We start from the raw sequence: 23462 nt of genomic DNA, 5'->3' as shown, positions 1-23462 counted from the left end.
AATTCATTGCCTTCTGTATCTTCGTATCTTACCGTCACTGGCGCTGCATCACTACGTTCATAAACATAAACGACTTCTTGCGCGACATCACTGAAGGTCCCTATCCTATCCCCTTGGATCTTTTTCAGTGTATAGCCTGAGATATCCTTTTCTTCCGTAGTAAAGGGGTCGCCTACAAACCCTGATAAAGTGACATTTGGTGCAAGCGTCTGTCCGTTTTCGTCATGATACTTGACCGTAACATCTTCTGCAGTATTCACATACTTCACAGGTACTTGATAATTCACTAAATATTGAATGGTACCTGTACTAGCAGCTCTCTCGGTGGATAAACGATTAGGAACAAGAGAAGTGATTGACAAATAGTCAACATTGGCGGGAATATTTTTAAATTGAATCCCTTCTTCAGTCAGTTCAAACCCATCATTTTCATATAAGGGAAAGATATAGCCATTTTTATCTATCCCTCGAATCGAATAAGAATACTTTTTGTTGGACAAAGAAGAGAGCAACGCATTTCCTTGGGTATCAACCATCATACGGTCTTTATAAACTACATCAGATTGGCCGTCTTTTACTAGCATTGGCTCTAATAGTATTTTCTCCTGAGTCATAATAGATAGTTGGGAATTTTGATGGTGTTCTGGAGATAGCTCTAACTTAGAAAAATCCGTCATGCTACTTGCATAGACCGTCAGATAATCTGTTACCCATCCACTAAGATATTGACCAACCCCAATTAATTCTTGGGCTGTCAAATAGGCATCATAATTACCTATGTGGATATTTGAAAAAGATCCTTTTGGAAGAATGTGTGCTAGTACATTAGGACGGGTAAACAATGTTGCATTTTCCGCCATAGTGATTTGGGGAACATTCGTAGCAATAATAGACGTCGTGTATAACGCTTGCAAGTTGCTAGCGTATTCTAAACCAGTAAAATCGACTACTGTGTCTTTGACCAAAGAAGAAAAATCTAACTGTTTTAGATTCACCATATCTTCTTGAGTGATCGTATCAACTGTTTTGTTTAGCCCTTTCGCTACCTCATTTTGCAAATTCTTATCCGGCATCCAAGTGTCTAATGAAACGCTTCGATTAGAGAATGCCTCTTTCATTTCCGCTGATGATTCAGTTGCCGAGCTAGCTGTGTCTTTACTTGGATCAGGGAGGGGTTCTTCTGTACTTTCCGTTGAGCCACTTTTCTCATCATCATTAACCATTTCTTGCGATTCTGAGTTGCTTGTGGTGTCCCCGTTGATTTCTTCTTTTATACGAGAAGAAGCGACTGTTTCAGTAGTCTCCTCCACTTTTTCTAATGTTCCTAATGTCGTTATTTCTTTGTTTGATAGAATGGTTTCCTGTTCCTCAGCCATAACTTGTGCCAAAGGTGCCAACACAGGCTGACTTAACAAGATCGCCAATGACAAATAGCCCCAAAATTTCCTTTTCATAACATTCTCCTTTTATATTCGTTTAAATACGATACGCTTTCCTATCTTTCACCTATCTACAAACTTCCCCTTCTGATGATGGTGACGACTTGTTAATTACAACTTTTAGGCACAGGATGCCCCTGTTCATTTTGATAGTATTACATGGTTCATCATTCTGAACACGTCAACATTTGTAACGGAAATGACCAAACTTGTCAGGTTTTAACAAACAGGTTATTCAAGCAAACAGATCGTTCACTTCACCTGCTCCTTCATGCTCCAAGCTTGGCCTCAGTTAGCGTTATAATTACTGATTTACATTGTTTTTGAATTTACATAAAAAAAAAGAGACACATAACATGCATCTTGTAGTGATCCCCAAAAGTTAGATTTTTTGGTCTAACTTTTGGGGTTGCTTCATTTCGATAGGTTGAGAAGCGTTCTCTTAAATGATTTTACTTAATAGGTTGCAGTGTTCTTCGCAACCACATCTATTTCTGACTTGTGTTTTCTTCGATTTTTCATATTCGCATCTATAATTGAAAGAACGAGCAGTTTTTATAGCAACAACCACTCACTATAGGCATACAAAAACGGACCGATCCCTTTGGCATCATCGCAAACGACAGGTTCTGATACATAATAGTCATAAGAACCATCTCTTATGTGATAATTGCCTTTTCCTGAGATTCCCCCCAGACCAGCTACCAAGCAGATATCTTCCAATGAAAACACACCATTATCACAGGTCAGCTTGCCTTTTAAAAGCGAGGTCAGTATTGTTTTTCCAATCGTTTGCCGATTTTGCATAATGGGATATTGAATAAGGATATACAGATTCCCCATCAAACCAATCGCACGAAACACGACCACGAAACCATTTACTATAATCTGACTAATAAAGGGAACTCCTTTTGTAAAAACTAAAAAGATAGTTAAGATACCTAATACTTTTACTCTCTTCCCCCTTTCAAAATGAATGATTTTTACTTCAAAGGAAGAAGGCATCACATTGCGAGGTTCTATCCTTACTCCAATGGAAAAATAGAAGCGAAGGACAGCCACATAAAGACAATGAAATAAATATCCTACGGACTTAAATCATTTGTAAATATGAGAATTAGAAACTTTTTAATCAATCAAGTATTCAAAGTAAGATAACAAAAAATCTGAGCCAGAATGAGATTCATTCTGACCCAGATTTGATTTTGCACAACTCACTAGTCCTTATTGACAAAAAGCCATTTCATTCAGTTTAATAACAATAGAAAAAATCTAGGAGCCACAATTACTATTATTAATACTAAAATTTGTAACAAGCCCGAGGGATGCAAAAAAATTAGAAACAAACCTGAAAGAGAATATAATACTGAAGTGATTTTAATGAGTGAATCGTTAAGTGGCTGTTCTATTTTTCTCCACGGATTTAGGAACATAAAATTCCATTTAAAGTTGAAAATTAGTAAACCCAAAATAAGTAACAGGATTCCAACTATTTTAGTCGGATCAATAATCAATTTTTGCCCCTTTAATGAATAGTGTAGAATACTTAATAGCGTAAGATTAGTAATAACTGGCATGACCAGCAAAGATATTAATTCTGCCATACCATCTAACTCATTTTTATTCTGAATCTTCCATTTATAATGTACAAATTGAATGACCATGCAAAAGAGAATAACACCAAATGTAGCCAAATATTTGTTTGCATAAGCATCTGGTATTCCCTCACTATTGATATGAATAACCATCTGATCAGGAAGATCTGAAAAGAAATAAATAGTTGGGATTATTGGTAATCCGCACAATACTAAAGAAAAGAATAGTTTGTTTTTCATAGCAATTGTCGCCTAGCTTTCTATCATTGATGGGTCAACTCGTTGTTGTATTAAATCACTTTCACCAAAAATAAAGTCATAATTCCATTAATAATTTTACCATATTTCTCATTAATGACGAATACTATTTATGGACTATTATCATAAAAGCACAACTCAGACATCTATGATAAAACTTAGGTATTTCACTTTCAGGTACTCACACCTTCACTTTTATTAGTATATAATCAGGTCATCCAAATTTTAAGAAAATCATGATACTGCTTTGCATAATGCTCTGATAATAGCCAATGGCAGCCGCCCTAACTGAAGCAAAATACACTAACAGATTATTCATATCGAAGAACCAATTCGGATCAGCTTCTTGGGGCGCATCCGAACAAATTTCTTCCTCCTTGTATTGTTTTAAAAGATTATGATGAATTTATATTTTTTCAAGAGTAAAGAAAAATAATAGCTAAATAACTGCTAAGATCACAATTTAGACAATTCTGTATGAAAGAAACTATCTAAACAGGCTATTTTGAGATTTCATCAAATTCTATTCAATACATATACATGTATTGAATAGAAAAAAGACGGATAAGTAAAAGCAGATCATCCTTGTGTGTATCAATCTGGAAATTGGTGGGGTTCTTCACCTATGACTCATCAGTCTCTATTGCCGAAGTGCCACTATTTCATATGTTTTTCCCACTATCTGCCTTTTACCTGTCAAACTAATTATCCCGATACTCGATCGTCAATCCTTTTAAAAAGTTGCGGGCATATTTGTCTAGGCATGGCTTGTAATTGCGATGGCCTTCTTTTCGTAAAATGGCGCCTAATTCACCTTTTGAAACTTTGACTCCCGCTTGCTCGAAAATGTCCAGCATTTCATCTGTTGTTAGGGAAAGGGCGATTTTTATTTTCTTCAGCATCAAATTATTTACATTGCCATTGTTCAACTCTAAGACAGGTTCTGCAGCATCTGGCTTTGTTCCTCGTTGCGAGCGAATCAAACCATTTAAGAAACGCTCAAAGGCTTCATTGGTACACTCAATCTCGTAGGTCTCAGGATCTTTTTTCTTCAATAATTGTCTTACTTCTTCTTTTGTGAAAGAAGCGCCGCCAAGTTCAAAAATTTTCACCATGTCGGTATCCTTGATATCCAAAGCATAGCGTAAACGCGTCAAGCGATCATTGTGATTCATTCTATACACCATCCATTTCTTAGGTTGATTATAACAAATAAAAATGCTTAAGAACCATCATTTTTGAATTCCTTTGCTTGGGATTGCTAGAAAATCAATTGTCCAACGCTTAGACAACACCCGTTTGCGCTCATGTGAAAGTCACTTGTACTGATTCACGACACAATCAGTAACGACCAAAACAGTTTCTGTCGCCATCATCTGTCTTCTTCACTGTAACATGGTACATAGATTAGGAAAATCATTCGAGTATTTTCTACTGCCGATCATTACCGATGATAAAAGGAGGTCTGCTTTATCCTTCTTTCCTCATAAAGCAATCGAACACTGAAGGAACAAAAAATGTATGATTTTCGCTTTTCAGGACAAAGAACTAGGAGGGGAAAAATGACATTTGTGTTGATTCTATGTATAGGAATAGCCCTTGTGCTTAGTATCTATTCAACGAACAAAAGAAAAAAGAAATAAGCGAGTTTGATTTCTTTTAGGAAGGGCGTATTTTCGTCCTTTTTCATTTACTGCTTAAAATACCCTGATTTTCAATCTTCTTTTAAAATGGGGGGCTTAGCCGAGCATTGCCTCTATATGGATGACAGGATGCACGCTTGGTCATCGTTTCCTCATCTCTAAAAGGAACCTGCTTAAGTGTATTATTTTTCTAAACTCTTCTTATCCGCTATACTTAATTTAACGAGAAAATTTTTTGCTTAACAATAAAATAATCAAAAGCAAGGCAAGTGTTCTTGACCCTTTTGGTTGATTTTATTGTTTTATTTCGTGTAGCAAAAACAAAAAGGAGAGGAAAGAAATGAAGAAATACGGGAAATTTTTGGTGATGATTGGGGTATCAACGGTGATTATGTTTTGTATGATGTATTTCAATGTCTACTCCCTCGATCATATCTTTTTCAGCCAAACCCGCCTGTTTATGGCACTTATGATGGGCGCGATGATGGCGATCATCATGCTGTTATTTATGTGGAAGATGTATGACAACAAGAAAATGAATATCGGAATTTTAGTTGTCAGTGTTGTACTCTTTTTTGGTTCACTGTTTATGGTCAGAAGCCAAACCGCCGTGGGAGATACGGCCTGGATGAAAGCCATGATTCCCCATCATTCGATTGCGATTCTAACCAGTAAAAATGCCGATTTGTCTGATCCAAGAGTAAAAGAACTTGCAGAAAAAATCATTGACGCACAGGAAAAAGAAATCAAGGAAATGAAAGAATTGATCGAAGAGTTGGAAAACAAATAGCCAGTTTGTGTGCTCACTCAAAGAACCAGCAGATCAACTTTATCGCACGGATGTGAAGCCCTTCAAGCAATGGCTGAAGGGCTTCTTTTTTTATCGTCAGTTGCTTTCTTTCTACTGAAAAACCCTGACCGTTATTGCATCCGTTCTTGTTTGACTTTCTTATCCACAACATGACGCTTGGCAAGCTCTTGGCGAATAGCCGCTAAATCAATCCCCATTTCTGCCATTAAAACCAATGTATGATACGCCAAATCAGCAATCTCATAAACGGTTTCTTGGCGGTCTTCCTTCATCGCCCCAATCACGACCTCGGTTGCTTCCTCGCCGATTTTTTTTAAGATTTTCTCACTGCCTTTTTCAAACAAGTAGCTGGTATAGCTGCCTTCTTGCGGCGTATCTTTACGACCTTTTATCAGCTCATACAACGCATCGATGGTCGGAGAGGATTCTGTACCATAAAGCACCTCTGTAAAGCAGCTTTCTGTGCCTGTATGGCAAGCAGGTCCGTCTTTTTTTACTTTGGCGACTAAAGCATCTTGATCGCAATCTGCGGTCAATGATACTAAATGCTGGTAATTGCCGCTGGTTTCTCCTTTGCGCCACAATTCTTGGCGACTGCGGGAATAAAAGGTCATCAATCGGTCCTTCAAGGTCAAGGTCAAACTTTCTTGGTTCATATAAGCCAAGGTCAAAACTTCATTCGTTTCCACATCCTGCACGATCACTGGAACCAATCCTTGTTCATCAAATCGTACTTGCACCATGTTATCCACTCCTTCTATTGCCTATCAAAACGCCAACGCTATACGATTCGTACGGGAATATCGACGGCCTGTAATTGTTTTTTCAGTTCTGGGATTTTTACCTCGCCATAGTGAAAAATCGAGGCCGCCAACCCTGCTTCAATATTTGGCAATTGAAACAGCTCGATAAAATCGGCACTTTTGCCAGCACCACCTGATGCGACGATCGGCAGTTTGGTGATTTCGCTGACAGCTTTCAGCAAGTCTAAATCAAACCCCTGCTTCACGCCATCGGTATCCATGCTGTTGATAACTAGTTCACCAGCACCTAACTGCTCAGCTTGGCGAATCCACGCCAATGCTTCTAAGCCTGTATCTTCCCGTCCGCCTTTGGCAAACACATGCCAGTTCTCACCGACTCGGCGAATATCAACGGATAAAACAACGCACTGGCTGCCATAGCGTTTCGCGCCTTCTGCAATCAACTCTGGTCTGCGAAGCGCCCCCGAATTGACGCTGACTTTGTCGGCGCCACAGTTTAAGACTCGTTCAAAATCTGCTACTTGATTGATGCCACCGCCCACCGTCAAAGGAATAAACACTTCTGACGCCACGCGCTGCAAAATGTCCGTGAATAAGCCGCGTTCTTCTGCAGAAGCAGTAATGTCATAAAAAACCAGCTCATCGGCGCCTTGTTCATTGTAAAAGCGCGCCAAAGTCACTGGATCATTGACATCTTTTAAGCCAGCAAAATTGACCCCTTTCACGACTCGCCCATCTCGCACATCAAGGCAAGGAATGATTCGTTTGGCGATCATGCTTCTGCCTCCCCTGCTGCTAAGACATCCGCCAATTGGAGACTGCCGTTATATAAGGATTTTCCGACGATCACGCCAGAGATGCCCAACTGTTTTAATCCTTTGATATCTGCAAATGAAGCCACGCCGCCAGAAGCCACGATGTCGCAATCCAATTGATTGAGTTTTTCGTATAGCGGCAGATTGATGCCTTCTCCTGTACCGTCACGCGAGATTTCGGTAAAGATGATCGTTTGCGCGCCCCATTCCACCAATTGTTGGCAAAAAGTAAACGCGTCTGTTGCCGTTTTCTCGAGCCAGCCTTCCACGGCCACTTTTTCTTCCTTGGCATCGACCCCAATCGCGATCTTATTACCGTATTTCTTGAGCATCGCTTTTGTGAATGCTGGGTCTTTCTGGGCAATCGTGCCGAGGATCACCCGATGAACGCCTGCTGCCAAACAATGCTGGATCGTTTCTTCCTCACGAATCCCGCCGCCAACTTCGACAAACAGATTGGTTTGCTGGACGATTTTTTTTGCGACATCAAAGTAATGGAGTTTGCCAGCTTTGGCACCATCTAAGTCGACGAGGTGCAGATAGTTGGCACCTTCTTCTTCAAATGAACGAGCAAATGCCACTGGATCATCCCCAAACACTTCTTTTTGCTCATAGTCTCCTTGGTACAAACGGACCACTTTTTGATCTAACAGATCAATTGCTGGAAAAATTTTCATAGCGGCACCTCCGTAAATGCTTTTAAAATCTTCAACCCGACAGCCCCACTTTTTTCTGGGTGGAACTGAGTACCGAAGACATTGTCTTTTTGCACGATACCGGGAATTGCTAGACCATAGTCACTGTCTGCTATGACATACTCTTGGCAATCAGTAGCAAAATAACTGTGGACATAGTAGACAAAGTCTTGTTCCCCTAGCCCGCTGACGAGAGGACTTTCCTTTCTGACAGTCAGCCGATTCCAACCAATCTGTGGCACTTTCAGATTCAGTTTGGCTTCTTCAAAGGCGCTTTGCATGGAAACGATCCGTCCTGGAATCAAACCGAGCCCCGCATGTGTGCCAAACTCCTCACTACTATCAAACAACAGCTGCATCCCTAAACAAATGCCTAAAAAGGGTTTGCCAGCTGCTGCCAATTCTTGGATCGGTTCGATCAGCGACAACTCTGCCAACTTTTGGCAGGCATCGCCAAAAGCGCCTACGCCAGGTAAAAGAATGCGGTCGGCAGCTTTTAATTCTGCTAGTGAACGCGTGATTCGGCAGTCAACCCCCAAATAATCCAGCGAACGAGACAAGCTGAACAAATTGCCGACCCCATAGTCGATGATTGCTAACATAATACGCCCCTTTCCTTATCTCATCCATCTGTGTGGAAGATACGTAATCATTTTTCCCTCATGAATCACTGGATCGTCCCTTTGGTTGAAGGGATCTCATCTGGGGCTGCTTGATTGATCGCTACTGCTTCACCTAAGGCACGCCCAAAGCCTTTAAAACAAGCTTCCACAATGTGGTGGCTGTTTTTCCCAGCGATTTGATGGAGATGGATCGTAGCACCTAATTCACGGGCAAAAGCAATGAAAAATTCTTCAACCAATTCTGTATCAAACTGCTGCCCGATTTTTTCGCTCGGTATCGCCAACTCTACGACTGCCATGCCACGACCGCTGATATCGATCGCTGTCATGACTAAGGCTTCGTCCATCGGCAGCAGCATACTGCCATAACGTTTGATGCCTCGTCGCTCCCCAAGACTTTCTGAAAACGCTCGGCCAATGGCGATGGCAACGTCTTCTGTTGTGTGATGGGCATCTACTTCTGTATCGCCATCACAGACCAACGTCAAATCAAAGCGACCGTGGCGGACAAATAATTCCAGCATGTGGTCTAAAAACCCCACACCAGTCTTGATTGATTGCTGACCAGTACCATCGATCGTCAACTGCAGGTGGATCTTGGTTTCAGTCGTATTGCGGGTAACTTCTGCTTTTCTCATTCCTTCACCTCTTCTATGATCGTTGTTAACACCGTCATCAATCGTTCCATCTGGGCCCTCGTTCCTACCGTGATTCGCAAATACTCTTTGATGCGGGGCTGATTAAACCAGCGGACGAAGATTTTCTGCTCTTTCAGTGCCTGATACAACTCTTCACCAGCAATCGCAGGGTGCCTTGCAAACAAAAAATTTCCTTGGCTGTCGGTCTGCTCAAAGCCGAGCTTCGCTAGGGCTTGCTTGCTCCACTCACGCACGTGGATCGTTGCTTGGATCTTCTCATCGACATACGCTTGTTCCTGCAAAACGGCTGCACCTGCGGCTTGGGTCAAACTATTAACATTGTAAGGATTCAAGCTAAATTTCAACCGATTCAAGTCTTGGATCAGTCTTTCATTGGCAACCGCAAAGCCCAGACGTGCCCCTGCCAGCTGCCGAGATTTCGAAAACGTTCCGACAACCAAGAGATTTGGGTATTGATCGATCAAAGAAACCATTGAAGTGCCGCCAAAATCGATATAAGCCTCGTCGACAATCACTAAGCGATCGGGATGCCGTTTTAGAAAGGCACAAATTTCGCTTTGTTCTTGATAAATCCCAGTCGGCGCATTGGGATTGGCAAAAATAACGGTCCCTTTGAGCGAATCGTAGTCCGTTAACGCAATCGAGAAATCTTCTTGCAGCGGAACAACGGTGGCAGCGACTTGGTACAAGGCACTATACACTTGATAAAACCCATAGGTCACATCGGGAAAGGCGATGCCGTTTTCCGTGAAGCCTTGAAAGAGATAGGACAAGACTTCGTCACTGCCATTACCGAGAAACAGCTGGGCTGGTGTAACGCCAAGATAAGCAGCCAGAGGGGTTGTCACCACTTCAGCAGCAATATCCGAGTAACGATTCAGCTTGTGGGCGGCATCGGCAACCGCTGCTTGAACACTTGGCGCTGGCGGATAAGGACTTTCATTGGTGTTCAGTTTAATAACGGCTTGCTCGTCTACTTGTTCCCCTGGTGTATAAGGAGTCAGCTTGTGATACTTTTGATGTAAAAAGGTCATTTTTCTCCCTCTCTTCGTACATTGATCGAACGGGCATGGCCGATCAAGTCTTCGGTTTCTGCGAACAATGCTACGGCTGGACCAGCCGCCTTCATGGCTGCTTCTGGGTAATACAAGTAGCTGCTTTTCTTAATAAAATCATCCACTGATAACGGTGAGTAAAAACAGGCGGTCCCTTCTGTTGGTAGGGTATGATTTGGTCCAGCAAAATAATCTCCCAGCACTTCTGGTGTATGATGTCCTAAAAAGACACTGCCCGCATTTTCTACTTGTCCCAACAAAGCAAAAGGATCTGCCACTGCTAATTCAAGATGTTCAGGGGCGATTTGATTGGCAATGGTAAGTGCTTCGGACAAATCATTGACCAGAATCAGCTTTCCGCTAGATTCAAGCGCCGCAGCAGCAATGTCTTTTCGGGGCAGTTCCTTCAGCTGCAAGTCAAGCTCTACTTGGACTTGTTCAATCAAGGCTGCTTCTGTTGTGACTAAGATGGCTTGCGCTAAGATATCATGCTCGGCTTGTGCCAAAAGATCCGCTGCCAGCCAGCGAGGATTTGCGCTGGCATCGGCGATGATCAGCACATCGCTGGGCCCTGCGATCATATCGATATCAACTTCGCCGTACACCATTTTTTTCGCTGTGGCGACATAAATATTTCCTGGTCCCACGATTTTGTCGACTTTGGGAATCGTTTCTGTCCCATAAGCCAATGCCGCTACGCCATGGGCACCCCCGACTTTGTAGATTTCATCCACTCCAGCAACGGAAGCTGCCGCTAAGATAGCAGCTGGAACTTTTCCTTGGCTGTCCGTCGGTGTGATCATAACGATTTTTTTGACCCCGGCGATTTTTGCGGGCAGGACATCCATCAAAACCGTACTAGGATAAGCTGCTGTGCCGCCAGGAACGTAGACCCCGACTTTTGCTAGTGGCAAGACCCGCTGTCCCATCACAACGCCATTTTCCTTCGTCAAGACAAAGCCTTGCTGGACTTGCTTTTGATGAAATGCCAAAATGTTTTCCTTCGCCTGTTCCATCACCTCAAGCAGCTCAGGGGAGACGGCTTGGACAGCCGTTTCAACCTCCTCAAGACTGACGGTTAAGGAAGACAAGGTCACTTGATCGATTTCTTCAATTAATTGAAACAACGCCTGATCTCCTTGCTGCTGAACACGGGCAATGATTTGGGCGACAACGGTTGAAACATCCTTCGTTTCCGACTGTTTCCTTGCCACAATCGTTTCGATCGTATCTTTTTGGGTCGAAAAAATTCTCATAATTGCTCCCTCACCTTCTCAATCACTGTTTGAATGCGTTCTTGCTTGAAACGCCACGTGGCGTGGTTGATCACTAAACGCGCTGAAGACGGCGCGATGTCTTGGATCACTTCTAAATCATTTTCTTTTAGTGTCGTCCCCGTTTCGACGATATCAACGATCACATCGGAGAGACCTAACAAAGGAGCCAATTCAATGGATCCATGCAGTTGGATCAATTCCACCGAGCGACCTAACCCTTGATAAAACTGGCGGGTGATCTGCGGATATTTTGTGGAGACCCGCAGCGGTCGGGAGAAATCTTCCTCGAAATCCTTACGCGCAGCTACTGCCAAACGGCAGACCCCCATATGCAAATCAAGAAATTCGATGACTTCTGCCTTGCTTTCCATTAAAATATCTTTGCCTACGACACCGATATCCGCCACTCCGTGCTCCACATAGATCGCCACATCGCTCGGCTTGACTAAGAAAAAGCGCAGCTTGTTTTCTTCATCACAAAAAATTAGTTGGCGATTGTCTTTGAAGACGCCTTGCGCAGCGACTCCAGCTTTCGTGAATAAATCGTATACGGCATCCCCCATGCGGCCTTTAGGTAGCGCTATGTTCAAATAGCCTGAACTTTCGTTGTCAGTCGGCACCTTTTGCCCTACATGGTTGAGCTTCATACCAAACCCGATCGCCCCTTGCTCTTTGCCTTGCCGACTCATCAAGCGATCATAACGGCCGCCATATAAAATCGTCTCTCTTGCTTCTTCGATGAATCCTTGAAACAGCAAGCCACTGTAATAATCGGCATCATTTAAAATTGAAAAATCCAGCCTTATCCGAATGGAGGCTGACAGTTGTTCTTTTTGCAATGCTTGATACAGTTGTTTTAGTTCTGCTAAACCAGCTTGTGCTTGGGGATACTCTGCCAGCAGCTCTTTGGCTTTTTGATACTTGGTTTCAAAATCACCTGACAAACGTACCAGTTTCGCCAATTTTTCAGCTTCTGTTGCTGACAAGCCAGCTTTTTCAGTCAGTGCATCCATGCCATGAGAACTCTTGTCCCGCAGGCAGTGCAGTACCTTTTGTCGATCTGCTTCGGGGAAGCGTTGGCAGATGCCATCCAAAATCCCCATATGAGACAGATCCAAGGTCCCTTTTCCCACCTGAGCCAAACTTTCCCAAGCCAGTTTTACAACCTCCAGTTGATCTTCCCATGTGATTTGATCAATGAGCTCCAAACCGATTTGATCGATCTTTTGGTATTCCCCTGCTTGACGATCCTGTCGATAGACATCCTCCACATAATACACTCTGCGCGCTTCTCCAGAAGGTGTATTTTTGGCAATCGACAAGGTGACATCAGGTTTTAGCGCCATCGTCCTGCCATCCGTGCCTGTAAACGTGATGATGGAAGAACCACGCAAGAACTGATCATTTTGCTGATAGTTGCGATACTCTTCAAAATTGTTCGAGTGATAAGGTGAAAAATGATGCTGCGTATACAATTTTCTTAATTTCAGTTCGACTTGTTCGGCTGGTTTCAATACATTCCATAACTCTTCCACACTTATCACTCCTATTTCATGCCACTGATTCGGCTTTCTCACTGTTAAAGGCTCACTTTATCATCGATTCACCATCAGTTTTTCTAATAATACTAATGGTTTTGCCATAAATAAGCAATGGTATTTTTCGAAATATTCTGGAATTTTTCTATACACTTTATTGGTAGCGACAAAGAAAGGGCATCAAATAAAAAGCCCTGCTGAAAATTCAGGACAGGGCTTTCACTTGAAGGTATAGTTGAGGTCCGCGCCTAGGAGCTTGAAAAAGAATTGATTGGGAACCCATTATTGAACTGAAAATAAATAATCGCTGCTATTTACTTTTTGCTGTATCGTCTGAGCAAAGGGTTCATGATCAGCTGTGTTGGTGACAATGATGGGAATCGTTAGATCATAGCCTGCTGCACTGATTTCTTTTTCATCAAAAGAAATCAATTTTTCTCCAGCTTTAACGTATTGATTTTCAGCTACATAAAGGGTAAATCCTTTTCCATCTAGATGAACCGTGTCGATCCCGATGTGGATCAAAAGTTCGACCCCATTCTCGCCTCTTAAGCCAATCGCGTGCTTGGTGGGTGTAGTCATAATCACATAGCCATCAAAAGGAGCAACTATGTTTTCATCAGAAGGAATGATCGCCACTCCATTCCCCATCATTTTTTCCGAAAACATCGGATCCTTGACTGCCTCAAGAGAAATAACACTTCCCGATATTGGGCTGCTGACTTTCAAAGCATCTTCGGCTTTACTCATTTGATTTGCTTGAACTCGTTTTCGTTCTAAGAGAATCGTTGTAGTAAAAGAAACGCATACAGCCAGAAGAATGACGACGATTGCAAACCAAAAATTGCTATTGAATCCAGAACCATCTGTCGGGATAAAAGTCGGGATCGCAACCAGACCTGGTGAAACAACTGCATATTGTTTTAGTTGAACAAACCCTGCCATGATCCCACCTACTGCACCACCTAGAATCGCTCCTATAAAAGCACTTCGATAGTTGATCAAGATGCCAAAAATAGCCGGCTCGGTAATCCCCATCACACCAGTCAGTCCTGAAGAAAGAGCCAAAGCTCGTTTTTCAGTATTTTTTTCCGTATAAGAAATAGCTAAGGCTGATGCACCCACGGCAACGTTGGCTGCCAGCATAGCTGGCATAACAAATGAATCATAGCCGTAGTCTCCTAACATAGCAAAGACCAAGGGGAACAACGCTTGATTGGTACCTGTCATGACTAATAGCGGAGTCATTGCTCCTAAGACACCAACTGAAAACCAGCCGAGTTTGTCGTATAAAAAGCTCAAACCACTAGCAATGTATCCGCCCACTGCATTTCCAATTGGCCCTAATACGATTAATGTGACAGGTACGGTAATTAAAATAACTAATAATGGCTTGACGAAATACTTGATCGATTGCGGAATAAACTTATCCCCGATTCGATCCATTAACGCCATAAACAAAACACCAAATATTACGGGAATAGTCGTTGTATTATAACTCATCGTTGGGATAGCGATTCCTAAGAAATTCAACCCTTCCACGCCATTGATCAATGAGTGGACGAGGATCGCACCTAGGAACATACCCATCAGTCCATTGATTCCAAGTTTTCTAGCAGCACTATAACCGATATAAATCGGTAGAAAATAAAAACCCGCATCATTGATAGCATTTAAAATCGTGTAGGTTCCGCTGTCAGCTGCAAGTCCGAAAAAGGTCACGCCAATATTCAATACCGCCGATACCAGCCCAGCAGCTACCAATACCGGTAGAACTGGAACGAAGGTTCCACTGATAAAATCGACAACCAGCAAGCCGTAGTCTTTGAGGGTGTGCTTCGTTTTTCGTTCCTCCTTCGTCTGACCATTCATTTGATTTCGCTTTTCTGTAAAAATTGCATATACTTTTGGCACATCAGGACCGATGATCAGTTGAACTTCATGGCCTCTTCTCACTGTGCCCAAAATAAGTTTATTTTCTTTTAATTGCTTGTCATCAAAAGCGGTCGGATCACTTAACTGCAGCCGAAGCCTAGTAGCGCAGTGATTGACTGTTTGAACATTTTCGATTCCTCCGATATTTTTTATAATATACACAACCAGTTCATGATAGTTTGACATAGTGATTCATCCTCACTTTATTTTATAAACCGCTTTCACAAAAGTAGTTTTAGGAGCGATAGAAGCTCTTTCTTCTATCGCTCATTTCTCATCCTTTTGGACGTACTAACGTTTGACCATTTGATTGGATCACTTCTTTATACCAATAGTAAGAATCTTTCGGGATTCTACGTAAATCCAGTAACTCTTCATCAGTTGTATTGATATAGACAAGTCCATACCGTTTCGCCATCCCATTGCCCGTACTCAAAAGATCAGTAAAGGACCATGGATTATAACCAAAGACTTTTGCGCCATCTTCAATCGCCAATCCGACTTGATAAATCTGATCATTTAAAAAATCAATTCGTTCTTGATCATGTACTTTTCCATCCTCACCTAGCTTCTCATGCGCCCCGTAACCATTCTCAGTAATCACCATTGGTAAATGATAGTGGTCTTCCATGTAGCGTAACAAGTAACGCATAGCAACTGGATCGATCTCCCAATCCCAATCGGTTGTCTCGACAAAAGGATTGACCGTTTGCGCAAAAATCCCTGGATAATTTGGGTAAACAAATTCCCCTTTTATCCCCGATTTGTTCAACCCAATTTCTTGATGATCGGATGCCACTGGTGACTCCTTCGCTACATTGCTACGGTAACAATTGATGCCGAAAAAGTCGATTTTTGCTTGTGCAACCAATTCCATATCCCCAGGGCGAATATCTGGGTCAATATTATTTTCTTTCCAATAACGTTTAATAAAACCATTGTATTCACGATTTGCATTAAAATCATTCCAGATTTTTTCCGTCAGTTCTTCTGCATTCATCGCTGCAATCTGATCTGCTGGTTTTGCTGACTCAGGATAAAACGGAACCATCCCAGGAACCGGGCCGATCTTGCCGTCTTCAACCAATTCATGACACGCAATCACCGCTTTTGCATGACATAGGTTCATAATATGATTGACTTTCCACTTATCTTCGAACCAAGTCTCTGGGTATTTGCATACTCCTAACCAGTCTCCATAGACAATTTGCATGTTCTGCTCATTAATTGCCAGCCAGTATTTCACACGATCGCCGAATGACTCAAAACAGGTTCTAACATATTGGTCAAATGCATCAATGATGCCTCGGTCGTACCAACCATTAAATTCTTCATCAACCCAGACTGGCATATCGTAGTGATACAAAGTGACGATTGGAGTAATGCCATGTTCAACTAATTCATCAATCAGCTGATTGTAAAAGTCAATGCCTAATTGATTGGGCACCCCTGAATTATCAGGATAGATCCTAGGCCAAGCAATCGAAAAGCGATATGAAGTAAAGCCCGCATCAGCCATTAATTGGACATCTTCTTTGTATTTATGGTAATGATCAGCGGCGATCGAATTATCTGTATAGGGCTTTTTCTTTTTGCTGTTTAAGTCGATGATCGCAGTTGAACGCCCATCTTCTGCTACAGCCCCTTCAACTTGCCACGCCGCACTTGAAGCGCCCCATAAAAAATCCTTTGGAAATAGTGGTTTATCTTTATAATGCATGCCCATTGCCTTCTCTCTTAAATTTAAGTAAATAACCATTGAATAGCAGATCAAGTACGAAATCAATGCCATACGTATAGTAAAGCAGCTCATTAATTTCTTTTTCATGTGTTTGTGAACTTAAATGATACAATTTATCAAAATAGCGGTTATAGATTGGGTTTCTATTATTTGTAAACAAAATCGTTGGTGCCTTGACTTCTTTTAGTATTTCAAGCATGGAAGAAACGAAGAGACCCGATAGCGAAAAAACAATGATCAAGGGATCTTGGTAGTGTTCCAAGGCTAACGTCAGATCGCTCTTTGACGTTAATAGAGTAATTCTTTTGCCGAAGATAACCATTCGCTGTTGGAATGTTTTTACACTACCTGTAATATTGCTTGAACACAAAATCATAACTTCTCGACTATCATTGATTAATCGGACAAGACGATCGACTTCTTGTGTATTAAAACGCAGACTTAATTCTTCCATTAAGGAAGTAATATTGTCTTGAAGCTTAGTCAAAAAATTGGGGTAGCCGTAAAACCTCAGAAATTCATTGATTCCATCATCAAAAGTTTCCGCATTCTTTTTCATATCTAAAAAGTTTTCGTAGCCCAATTGTTTCGCAAATCGTCGAATGGAGGCCCGCGATACATGCTGCTCTTCTGCAATCTGATAAATGTTCCATCGAGTCACGCTTTTGAAGTTCTCTAAGAAAAATTTAGCAAGTTCAAATTCAACCGTCCCTACTTCATTTTCGTTCACAATATGATTTAACTTATAAATGAAATTCAATCGATTATTATCCATTTTTTTAATCTCCCTTGGCCAAGTTTGATTGTATCTAAATTATAACGTATCCGTTTCCAATATTGGGGTGCATGTCTTGTCCCCAGTTAAATCTTATCTAGAAATAAAAAAAGAGGCACAGAATTCGGCTTCTGTCCCCTTTTACCTATTGTATGTTGTATAGTCACTGATAGTACTTCTTTCTAATCAGAGTCTTCTTCACAAGAATGAAGCAAAAAACTACTCTGTCGATCACTTCACAGGTCTTCTGAACTTTGTTGCTATGAAACCTGACTAGCATAAAAAAGCATGTGCTGGTCATGCTTCTTGGTGGTTACACCAGACCGTGCTTTTGGAGTGCTTGCGCAATCCCGCCGTCTTCTGGTCGAGCCGTCACCTCGTCAGCTACTGCCAATAGCTGTTCACAGGCATTGCCCATCGCAATTCCTGTCGCAACGGCTTCAAACATTTCGACATCATTATGGCCGTCACCAAATGCCAAGGTATCTTTGTTATCGATCCCTAGATGGTTCAAGAGAAAATCGACGGCTGTTTTCTTGTGGATATTCTTGATGCCGATCTCGCCACTGTCTTTGCCAAAAACAGGAACTGTACTGCGAATCATTTGGAATTGTTCGTGGTATTGGTCATGGACCTGTTCATAAGGAATGGAATGATTGATGAAGGAAACTTTGTTCACGTCATCGTAATCGATTTTCGCTTCGTCCTCAATCAATAAATCAAGGAACCACTGAATAGTTTGAACACGTTGTTTTCCTGCTTCACTTTCAACAGGCTCACCTGCTAAGATGATCTCCAGCAAACGATTTCGTAAATTGGTACTTGCAAATAATCCTTGATTCGATTCCAAGTAATACTCGATTTGGTTTGCTTTTAAGAAATCGATCAGTCTTAATAAGGCTTCCTTTTCAAAAACTTTGTGCAAAATCACCTCATCGTGCACCTCGCAATAACCGCCGCCGGCACCAATCATTCCACTTAAAGGCAGTGCCAGTACATCTTCTGTGATTTCGGCTTTTGAACGACCCGTACACAAGAAAAATTCATGCCCCTTCTTATGTGCCGCTGTGATCGCTTGGCGAGCACTTTCAGGTACGTTTCCCGCATCATCGCACAATGTTCCATCTACATCTAAAAAGACAATTTTCTTCGTCATTTCATTCCCTCTTTCCTAACCCAATCAATAAAGCGCTCACATGAACATATTTGCTGAATCCAAGATGTCACCATCAGCCGCTTGCTATTAGTATAACAAATCACAAGATAACCTCGCTAGACTATTTTACTGACTCATACATAAACACGCTCTCCTTTTTTCTCGATGCCCTTTATCTTTGATGATCGTCAAATGGCTTTCATTTGATCACTTTTAAGGTGACTTATCCTTTGCGTAGCTTACTCTTCACTTAAATAAATCAACCCCCATTTAGGTAGTTGGTTAGTTGCATGACCCGTAAGCTCGCGATAATAGTACCGTTTGTCATGCTTGATCATACTGATAATTTCCTCTTCCTTCATCCCCAGCTCTTGACATAGGTCAGTTTTGGTATTGGTCACAAGTTCCAGTAGAATTTGGATCTGTGCGTCCACAGCCAGAAGCGCTCGAAAGGTATCAAATAAGTTCTTTGTTCGATCATAGTAAATGTCATCGAAGTCAACACAAAGTTCCTGATAATAAGTAAAAAGTTTTGGATAGGCTGTCAGTACCCCAGCGCTTAACAATACTTCCTTTGAATAAGACAGATAATCCTTCGGGTTATTTATTTTTTCTGATAACACAGAATCACTCCTTTCCATCCATGGCTTTTCTTCAATGATAGCATTGATCCCTCATTTAATCGTAATGATTTCCTTCTTCGTTAATCGCCCCTACATCCCTTCACATAAAACAAAGGCTTTATCTTCTAGTATTTCAAATCACATGAAATCCTTGGGTGGCATCCCGTTCTGCGCTCACCTCCAATGCATGATCTAAGGAAATCAGTTACTCTCATTATAGTTTTTTGTTGCTCCAAGCTTATAATTCCTTTTTGCTCTAGCAGAGGAATAAGAGAGAAAAATCCAGCGTACCAGTATTGCTGTATCAACAAGAAGAAAGATCAAAAGGAATTTATTTGCAGTGATTTTCCGATGATTACACGATCAAACAAAAGAACGAATGGAAATGAATGCTTTTAACCAATGTTGTGGCACCTTCATTCTCACGACAGCACAAAAAACCAATGATCGCTGGTTTCGATCATTGGTCAAAGTTCTCAAATTGCATGTTGTAAAAGGACAATCTGTCCTTTCTTTTTCGATCATGCCAAGATATAAGCGAGGCTAAAACGTCCTCTTACACTGTGAGCACAAAAAAGGATCATGCATATAGAAAATCTAAAATCTCACGTGGCGCGTCTACCAAAGCATCTGGGTTTTCTTCAGAAAGCTTTTTCGGATCGTGGCTGCCCCACGTAACGGCGATCGTTTTGACACCCGCGGCTTTTCCCATCTGGATATCAAAAATAGCATCTCCTATCATGATCGTCTTTGTCGGGTCAAATTGATAGTGTGCCACGACTTTATTGATTCCTTCGGGATGAGGTTTGTAGTGGGTCACCGCATCAGAGCCGATGATTTCTTCAAAGAACGCCACAAGGTCCTGAGCAGCTAGGTTTCGTTTGACGACCGCTGTCTTCTTACTTGAAACGACGAAACAAGGTACCTTTCGTTTGTTTAAGATTTCTAAGACATGGGGAATTTCTGGAAATACTTTCAAGGTACTTTCTTCAAAGGTTTGGTAATAGGCTCGGAAAATCCGAATCAATTCCGCTGCGGTTTCTTGATCTAATGGCTGTTCAGACATTTTAAAAAATGATTCTTCGATCGGTATCCCCATATAATGTTCAATGACTACTTCACTGGGTACTTTGAGTCCCATCTCTTTAAAAGCTGCTTTTGTCGCCTTCACACTACATTCTTTTGAATCCAATAAAGTTCCATCTAAATCAAATAGCACACATTCAACCTGCTTCACGATATTTCCTCCTCCAAAAGGTATTCCATCAATTTTCTACAAATGCTTTTTTCATTTACGCAGTATTTCTTTCCATTACTGATTATCTCTATTTTATCACTAAAAAAAAGCATTATCATATTTTTTCATAACCTTCTTCATTTATTGCTAATATACTTATATAAAAAACGACTCGCTTTGAACACAGAGTCGTTTCTACAAGATAGGCAAATTTACCTGAAGGCCTATTTGTCAGACATAAAAAGTTAAACCCATTTTTAGCTTTTTTATTGCAAGATATATCCTTTGCCCCAAGCGGTACGGACGCGTTTTTCAGTATAGTCGTATTCATCTAATTTCTCATTGATTCGTTTCGCCAAAATCGATAGCTGCGATTTTCGGGAATTCGTGCCGCCGTTGCCCCAAATTTTCCAGCAAAGGTCCTCTCGGTTGATAAATTGCTCTTCTGCTAGATTATTGAAAAAGATCTGTTCTTGCAGACTAAGAAATTTAGGGAACGATTCCTTCGTTACTGATGCCTTTTCTAACTTGCGAGTATTTGGTGGCAAAGCCGCCAAAAATTCTCTCAACTCGACAAATGACCGATTAAGATAGGTCGCATTTTCCGCTTTTTCCAGTATCATTTCTTGTTCGTCATTCCCTGGCAAGATTCGAACGATCCGCTGTTGATAATAAGGAGCCAATGTCTGATTGAGCAATAAAAATTCTGGATCAGCAATTGTTTCACTGACAAATAAACAGTCAAATAACTTGGCGCTTTCTATCAACCATTCCTCCTCTTCGGTACTTCTGCCCACGAACACTTCATGGCTCAAAATCTGCAGCTCCCGCTGCAAATCAATCTCATATGATATATTTTTCGTCAATATGATAATTCTCATGACACACCCTACTTTCCTTTCTTATTTATTCAGAAATGAGTTGGAAATGATTTCTGAATACTTTATGTTGACATTATTACTTATTTTTATCAGCTTGAGGTGTCATTTTTTGTTCATAAATGGTGATCTGGTGTCATGTTTTGTAGAAAAGGGTTTACTCTCATATGCTTCACTTAGACAAGATTGAAAAATTGCAAATGATGGATTGAGAATGTATCGATAGTTTGTGGCTATTCATTGATACATTTTACGATTCTTTTGCTTTTGACTATTCCTGAACACAAAAAAAGAAGCTGAAAACAACTTCTTTTCTGATGATTATGTTGTATGCTTTTAATCCTTCCCCTCATCCCAGCAAAATCCTTTCGATGGGATAAGGAGGATAATGATTAGTAAAACAGGTGATCGTTTTTCATGATTTTTTCGTATTGGAAGGTAAATAAACTACTTCATCCAACAAGTGTTTAAATCTAGTTACTTTAAAACCACTGAAGATGGGAACCTATCAATCGCTTCTTAAAATCATTTTTTTAAATCAAATGAAATCAAAATTACCAATCAAATTTAGTTAATCTCTCCTCTTGAATAGCAGCTAATTTTTTACTTACCGTACTTCTCAAATAGTTTGCAAAATCATAAGAGATTATTTTCATAGCCACCGCAAATTCTATCTGTTTTGATATTCCAAAATATTTTAGATCTATATATTCACTTATTATTGATTGTATATCATCCACAACTTTTTCATTGCGAACTAAATATTCAGAGTGTAGAGTCGAACTGATTTCGAAAAGTTCATCCTCTATCATTTTTAACGTTTTTTCAACAAAATGAGCACTCATATAGACACCACGCTTCTTCCATGTTCCGATTCTATAGAATAAATCGATGTTTTCTCCTACGGTAATATTTTCCCAAAACTAATGATAAGAGATTAAGTACTATGCTCCAACTATTCAATCTAACAATTTTGTCAAAACCAAAAAAATAGAACGCGAGAGTCATCCCATATTGCACTAAACAGATCTTTTTCAGTTTTTTTGTAAAAAATGTAATTTCCTTCTTATCAAAAGGTTTATTTTTATTATCTACGGGTCCGATCAACAGTACAGTAAAATAAGATAAAGTAGCGATTATCATATATATCGTTCGATTCAATTCTAATTGATTCGAAGAGAATAATATTAATGGTAGGATCGCTATTGAAACCACTATGCAATAAATTTCATTTTTCAAATGTAATCCACCAGCATAGCTTCTGAGAGGAACAAAAAACAAACAGAAAATGACTACCTCTTTTAGTGATTGATTAATTACAGAAAACAGCAAGAGTATCATTATGCTGAAAAAATACTTAATCAATAAGTTAATTCCAAGTAAATAGATACTACTCTCTTTTTTCGTGATCAACTTTTCTTGTAACAGAAGTCTAAAAATAAATAAACCTATTTTATCCATCTAAAACTTTCGTAACCGTTTTACTTCTTCGGATAATTTTGGCTGATAGAATAAGACTGCACAAGTAAAATTAACCACCGACGATGCTAACATTAAAGCTATAAATTTTATTATTATTAATATCGTTTTTTTCATGCCTTTCCTCCTCCTAAAACCATATAACTATTTGTACGCAAAATTCTTTTCCATGAGAGAATCTTCTATAGATGCCATTGTTCTCTTCAATCATTTTTTTCATGCTTTTTATTCCTGTCCCTTCAATCAAATCATTTATTTCAAAATTCTCAGGAACCGTATTTTTAATATCTATAAATAAGCTGCGGTTATAATATTTAATTTTAACTTTTATATGTTTCGGAATATTTATGGGAAGGAGCTTACAAGCATCGATAGCATTGTCAAACAGGTTTCCTATGACTGCAATGATAAAGTCATTGCTGATATCAAACTTTTCAGGACAAAAACAATTAATTTCTGTATTAAC

23 protein-coding genes and 1 pseudogene are annotated in these 23462 nt (G+C 40.6%); 2 read left to right on the top strand and 22 right to left on the bottom strand.

The annotated features are described in order from the left end of the window. Positions 1–1454: MucBP domain-containing protein (locus tag A5867_RS04685; RefSeq protein ID WP_170927497.1), on the bottom strand; the 1454-nt coding region annotated here is incomplete at its 3' end. A 540-nt stretch (positions 1455–1994) separates the two neighbouring features. Further along, a complete protein-coding gene (locus A5867_RS18055; RefSeq protein ID WP_231588514.1) occupies positions 1995–2309 on the bottom strand; it encodes a hypothetical protein in 315 nt (104 codons plus the stop codon). A gap of 118 nt (positions 2310–2427) precedes the next feature. Here A5867_RS18055 and A5867_RS17780 point away from each other — a divergent pair. After that, positions 2428–2597: pseudogene (locus A5867_RS17780) on the top strand (transposase); the annotation flags it as partial. Between the two features lie 89 nt (positions 2598–2686). Here the strand turns inward: A5867_RS17780 and A5867_RS04675 are convergent. Both A5867_RS04675 and A5867_RS04670 read right to left on the bottom strand, forming a co-directional pair. Further along, a complete protein-coding gene (locus A5867_RS04675; protein ID WP_074934509.1) occupies positions 2687–3274 on the bottom strand; it encodes a DUF1648 domain-containing protein in 588 nt (195 codons plus the stop codon). Positions 3275–3993: 719 nt separating this feature from the next. After that, entirely contained in the window at positions 3994–4467 is a 474-nt protein-coding gene (locus A5867_RS04670; protein WP_010747557.1) for a DUF1456 family protein, read from the bottom strand. An 808-nt stretch (positions 4468–5275) separates the two neighbouring features. Here A5867_RS04670 and A5867_RS04665 point away from each other — a divergent pair. Beyond that, positions 5276–5725, top strand: coding sequence for a DUF305 domain-containing protein (locus A5867_RS04665; protein ID WP_087626980.1), 450 nt, complete (start codon positions 5276–5278; stop codon positions 5723–5725). Between the two features lie 131 nt (positions 5726–5856). On the opposite strand, the gene hisIE is transcribed toward A5867_RS04665, so the two are convergent. The 18 genes from hisIE to A5867_RS04570 form a co-directional block, all read right to left on the bottom strand. After that, a complete protein-coding gene (gene hisIE, locus A5867_RS04660) occupies positions 5857–6489 on the bottom strand; it encodes a bifunctional phosphoribosyl-AMP cyclohydrolase/phosphoribosyl-ATP diphosphatase HisIE (protein ID WP_010747556.1) in 633 nt (210 codons plus the stop codon). A gap of 38 nt (positions 6490–6527) precedes the next feature. Beyond that, positions 6528–7286 (bottom strand): imidazole glycerol phosphate synthase subunit HisF, encoded by a 759-nt coding sequence (hisF, locus tag A5867_RS04655; RefSeq protein WP_087626979.1) that lies wholly within the window; start codon positions 7284–7286, stop codon positions 6528–6530. After that, positions 7283–8002, bottom strand: a complete 720-nt coding sequence (gene hisA, locus A5867_RS04650; RefSeq protein WP_087626978.1) for a 1-(5-phosphoribosyl)-5-[(5-phosphoribosylamino)methylideneamino]imidazole-4-carboxamide isomerase — start codon at positions 8000–8002, stop codon at positions 7283–7285. Before hisA ends, hisF begins: the two co-directional genes overlap by 4 nt. Then, positions 7999–8622, bottom strand: a complete 624-nt coding sequence (gene hisH / locus A5867_RS04645) for an imidazole glycerol phosphate synthase subunit HisH (protein ID WP_087626977.1) — start codon at positions 8620–8622, stop codon at positions 7999–8001. Before hisH ends, hisA begins: the two co-directional genes overlap by 4 nt. A gap of 65 nt (positions 8623–8687) precedes the next feature. Continuing rightward, entirely contained in the window at positions 8688–9281 is a 594-nt protein-coding gene (gene hisB / locus A5867_RS04640; protein ID WP_005225202.1) for an imidazoleglycerol-phosphate dehydratase HisB, read from the bottom strand. After that, positions 9278–10336, bottom strand: a complete 1059-nt coding sequence (gene hisC / locus A5867_RS04635; protein WP_087626976.1) for a histidinol-phosphate transaminase — start codon at positions 10334–10336, stop codon at positions 9278–9280. Before hisC ends, hisB begins: the two co-directional genes overlap by 4 nt. After that, the gene (gene hisD / locus A5867_RS04630) at positions 10333–11613 is read right to left on the bottom strand and encodes a histidinol dehydrogenase (protein ID WP_016610474.1); all 1281 of its coding nucleotides are present in this window, start codon (positions 11611–11613) and stop codon (positions 10333–10335) included. The genes hisC and hisD overlap by 4 nt, the downstream gene beginning before the upstream one ends. Continuing rightward, a complete protein-coding gene (hisG, locus tag A5867_RS04625; RefSeq protein WP_087626975.1) occupies positions 11610–13169 on the bottom strand; it encodes an ATP phosphoribosyltransferase in 1560 nt (519 codons plus the stop codon). Before hisG ends, hisD begins: the two co-directional genes overlap by 4 nt. A gap of 285 nt (positions 13170–13454) precedes the next feature. Continuing rightward, on the bottom strand, positions 13455–15293 hold the full coding sequence (locus tag A5867_RS04620; RefSeq protein ID WP_087626974.1) for a glucose PTS transporter subunit IIA: 1839 nt from the start codon (positions 15291–15293) through the stop codon (positions 13455–13457). Between the two features lie 88 nt (positions 15294–15381). After that, on the bottom strand, positions 15382–16827 hold the full coding sequence (locus A5867_RS04615; RefSeq protein WP_087626973.1) for a glycoside hydrolase family 1 protein: 1446 nt from the start codon (positions 16825–16827) through the stop codon (positions 15382–15384). Beyond that, positions 16817–17623: a MurR/RpiR family transcriptional regulator gene (locus A5867_RS04610; protein WP_005225196.1), complete on the bottom strand. Its 807-nt coding sequence runs from the start codon at positions 17621–17623 to the stop codon at positions 16817–16819. Before A5867_RS04610 ends, A5867_RS04615 begins: the two co-directional genes overlap by 11 nt. A 313-nt stretch (positions 17624–17936) precedes the next feature. Continuing rightward, positions 17937–18779, bottom strand: coding sequence for a Cof-type HAD-IIB family hydrolase (locus A5867_RS04605; protein ID WP_087626972.1), 843 nt, complete (start codon positions 18777–18779; stop codon positions 17937–17939). A 239-nt stretch (positions 18780–19018) separates the two neighbouring features. Next, on the bottom strand, positions 19019–19420 hold the full coding sequence (locus A5867_RS04600; RefSeq protein ID WP_087626971.1) for a hypothetical protein: 402 nt from the start codon (positions 19418–19420) through the stop codon (positions 19019–19021). A gap of 562 nt (positions 19421–19982) precedes the next feature. Then, positions 19983–20639 carry an HAD family hydrolase gene (locus tag A5867_RS04595; RefSeq protein WP_087626970.1) on the bottom strand — a complete coding sequence of 219 codons (657 nt, stop codon included), beginning with the start codon at positions 20637–20639 and terminating at the stop codon, positions 19983–19985. A gap of 266 nt (positions 20640–20905) precedes the next feature. After that, on the bottom strand, positions 20906–21520 hold the full coding sequence (locus A5867_RS04590; protein ID WP_005225192.1) for a hypothetical protein: 615 nt from the start codon (positions 21518–21520) through the stop codon (positions 20906–20908). A gap of 551 nt (positions 21521–22071) precedes the next feature. After that, positions 22072–22362 carry a DUF1507 family protein gene (locus tag A5867_RS04585; RefSeq protein ID WP_087626969.1) on the bottom strand — a complete coding sequence of 97 codons (291 nt, stop codon included), beginning with the start codon at positions 22360–22362 and terminating at the stop codon, positions 22072–22074. Between the two features lie 616 nt (positions 22363–22978). Continuing rightward, positions 22979–23113, bottom strand: coding sequence for a cyclic lactone autoinducer peptide (locus A5867_RS04575; protein ID WP_087626967.1), 135 nt, complete (start codon positions 23111–23113; stop codon positions 22979–22981). Between the two features lie 13 nt (positions 23114–23126). After that, positions 23127–23462 (bottom strand): GHKL domain-containing protein (locus A5867_RS04570; protein WP_170927496.1); only part of this gene is annotated, 336 nt, incomplete at its 5' end.

Source organism: Enterococcus sp. 6D12_DIV0197 (assembly GCF_002174385.1).
Classification (GTDB): domain Bacteria; phylum Bacillota; class Bacilli; order Lactobacillales; family Enterococcaceae; genus Enterococcus_D; species Enterococcus_D casseliflavus.
The sequence above is the reverse complement of the archived record's forward strand: the minus strand, read 5'-3'. Positions and strand labels throughout refer to the sequence as shown.

What these genes read in the sequence shown, in the direction of transcription:
- A5867_RS04675 (WP_074934509.1), bottom strand. Translation starts at nt 3,274, where the DNA reads ATGAAAAACAAACTATTCTTTTCTTTAGTATTGTGCGGATTACCAATA.
- A5867_RS04670 (WP_010747557.1), bottom strand. Translation starts at nt 4,467, where the DNA reads ATGAATCACAATGATCGCTTGACGCGTTTACGCTATGCTTTGGATATC.
- A5867_RS04665 (WP_087626980.1), top strand. Translation starts at nt 5,276, where the DNA reads ATGAAGAAATACGGGAAATTTTTGGTGATGATTGGGGTATCAACGGTG.
- hisIE (WP_010747556.1), bottom strand. Translation starts at nt 6,489, where the DNA reads ATGGTGCAAGTACGATTTGATGAACAAGGATTGGTTCCAGTGATCGTG.
- hisF (WP_087626979.1), bottom strand. Translation starts at nt 7,286, where the DNA reads ATGATCGCCAAACGAATCATTCCTTGCCTTGATGTGCGAGATGGGCGA.
- hisA (WP_087626978.1), bottom strand. Translation starts at nt 8,002, where the DNA reads ATGAAAATTTTTCCAGCAATTGATCTGTTAGATCAAAAAGTGGTCCGT.
- hisH (WP_087626977.1), bottom strand. Translation starts at nt 8,622, where the DNA reads ATGTTAGCAATCATCGACTATGGGGTCGGCAATTTGTTCAGCTTGTCT.
- hisB (WP_005225202.1), bottom strand. Translation starts at nt 9,281, where the DNA reads ATGAGAAAAGCAGAAGTTACCCGCAATACGACTGAAACCAAGATCCAC.
- hisC (WP_087626976.1), bottom strand. Translation starts at nt 10,336, where the DNA reads ATGACCTTTTTACATCAAAAGTATCACAAGCTGACTCCTTATACACCA.
- hisD (WP_016610474.1), bottom strand. Translation starts at nt 11,613, where the DNA reads ATGAGAATTTTTTCGACCCAAAAAGATACGATCGAAACGATTGTGGCA.
- A5867_RS04620 (WP_087626974.1), bottom strand. Translation starts at nt 15,293, where the DNA reads ATGTCAAACTATCATGAACTGGTTGTGTATATTATAAAAAATATCGGA.
- A5867_RS04615 (WP_087626973.1), bottom strand. Translation starts at nt 16,827, where the DNA reads ATGCATTATAAAGATAAACCACTATTTCCAAAGGATTTTTTATGGGGC.
- A5867_RS04610 (WP_005225196.1), bottom strand. Translation starts at nt 17,623, where the DNA reads ATGGATAATAATCGATTGAATTTCATTTATAAGTTAAATCATATTGTG.
- A5867_RS04605 (WP_087626972.1), bottom strand. Translation starts at nt 18,779, where the DNA reads ATGACGAAGAAAATTGTCTTTTTAGATGTAGATGGAACATTGTGCGAT.
- A5867_RS04600 (WP_087626971.1), bottom strand. Translation starts at nt 19,420, where the DNA reads ATGGAAAGGAGTGATTCTGTGTTATCAGAAAAAATAAATAACCCGAAG.
- A5867_RS04590 (WP_005225192.1), bottom strand. Translation starts at nt 21,520, where the DNA reads ATGAGAATTATCATATTGACGAAAAATATATCATATGAGATTGATTTG.
- A5867_RS04585 (WP_087626969.1), bottom strand. Translation starts at nt 22,362, where the DNA reads ATGAGTGCTCATTTTGTTGAAAAAACGTTAAAAATGATAGAGGATGAA.
- A5867_RS04575 (WP_087626967.1), bottom strand. Translation starts at nt 23,113, where the DNA reads ATGAAAAAAACGATATTAATAATAATAAAATTTATAGCTTTAATGTTA.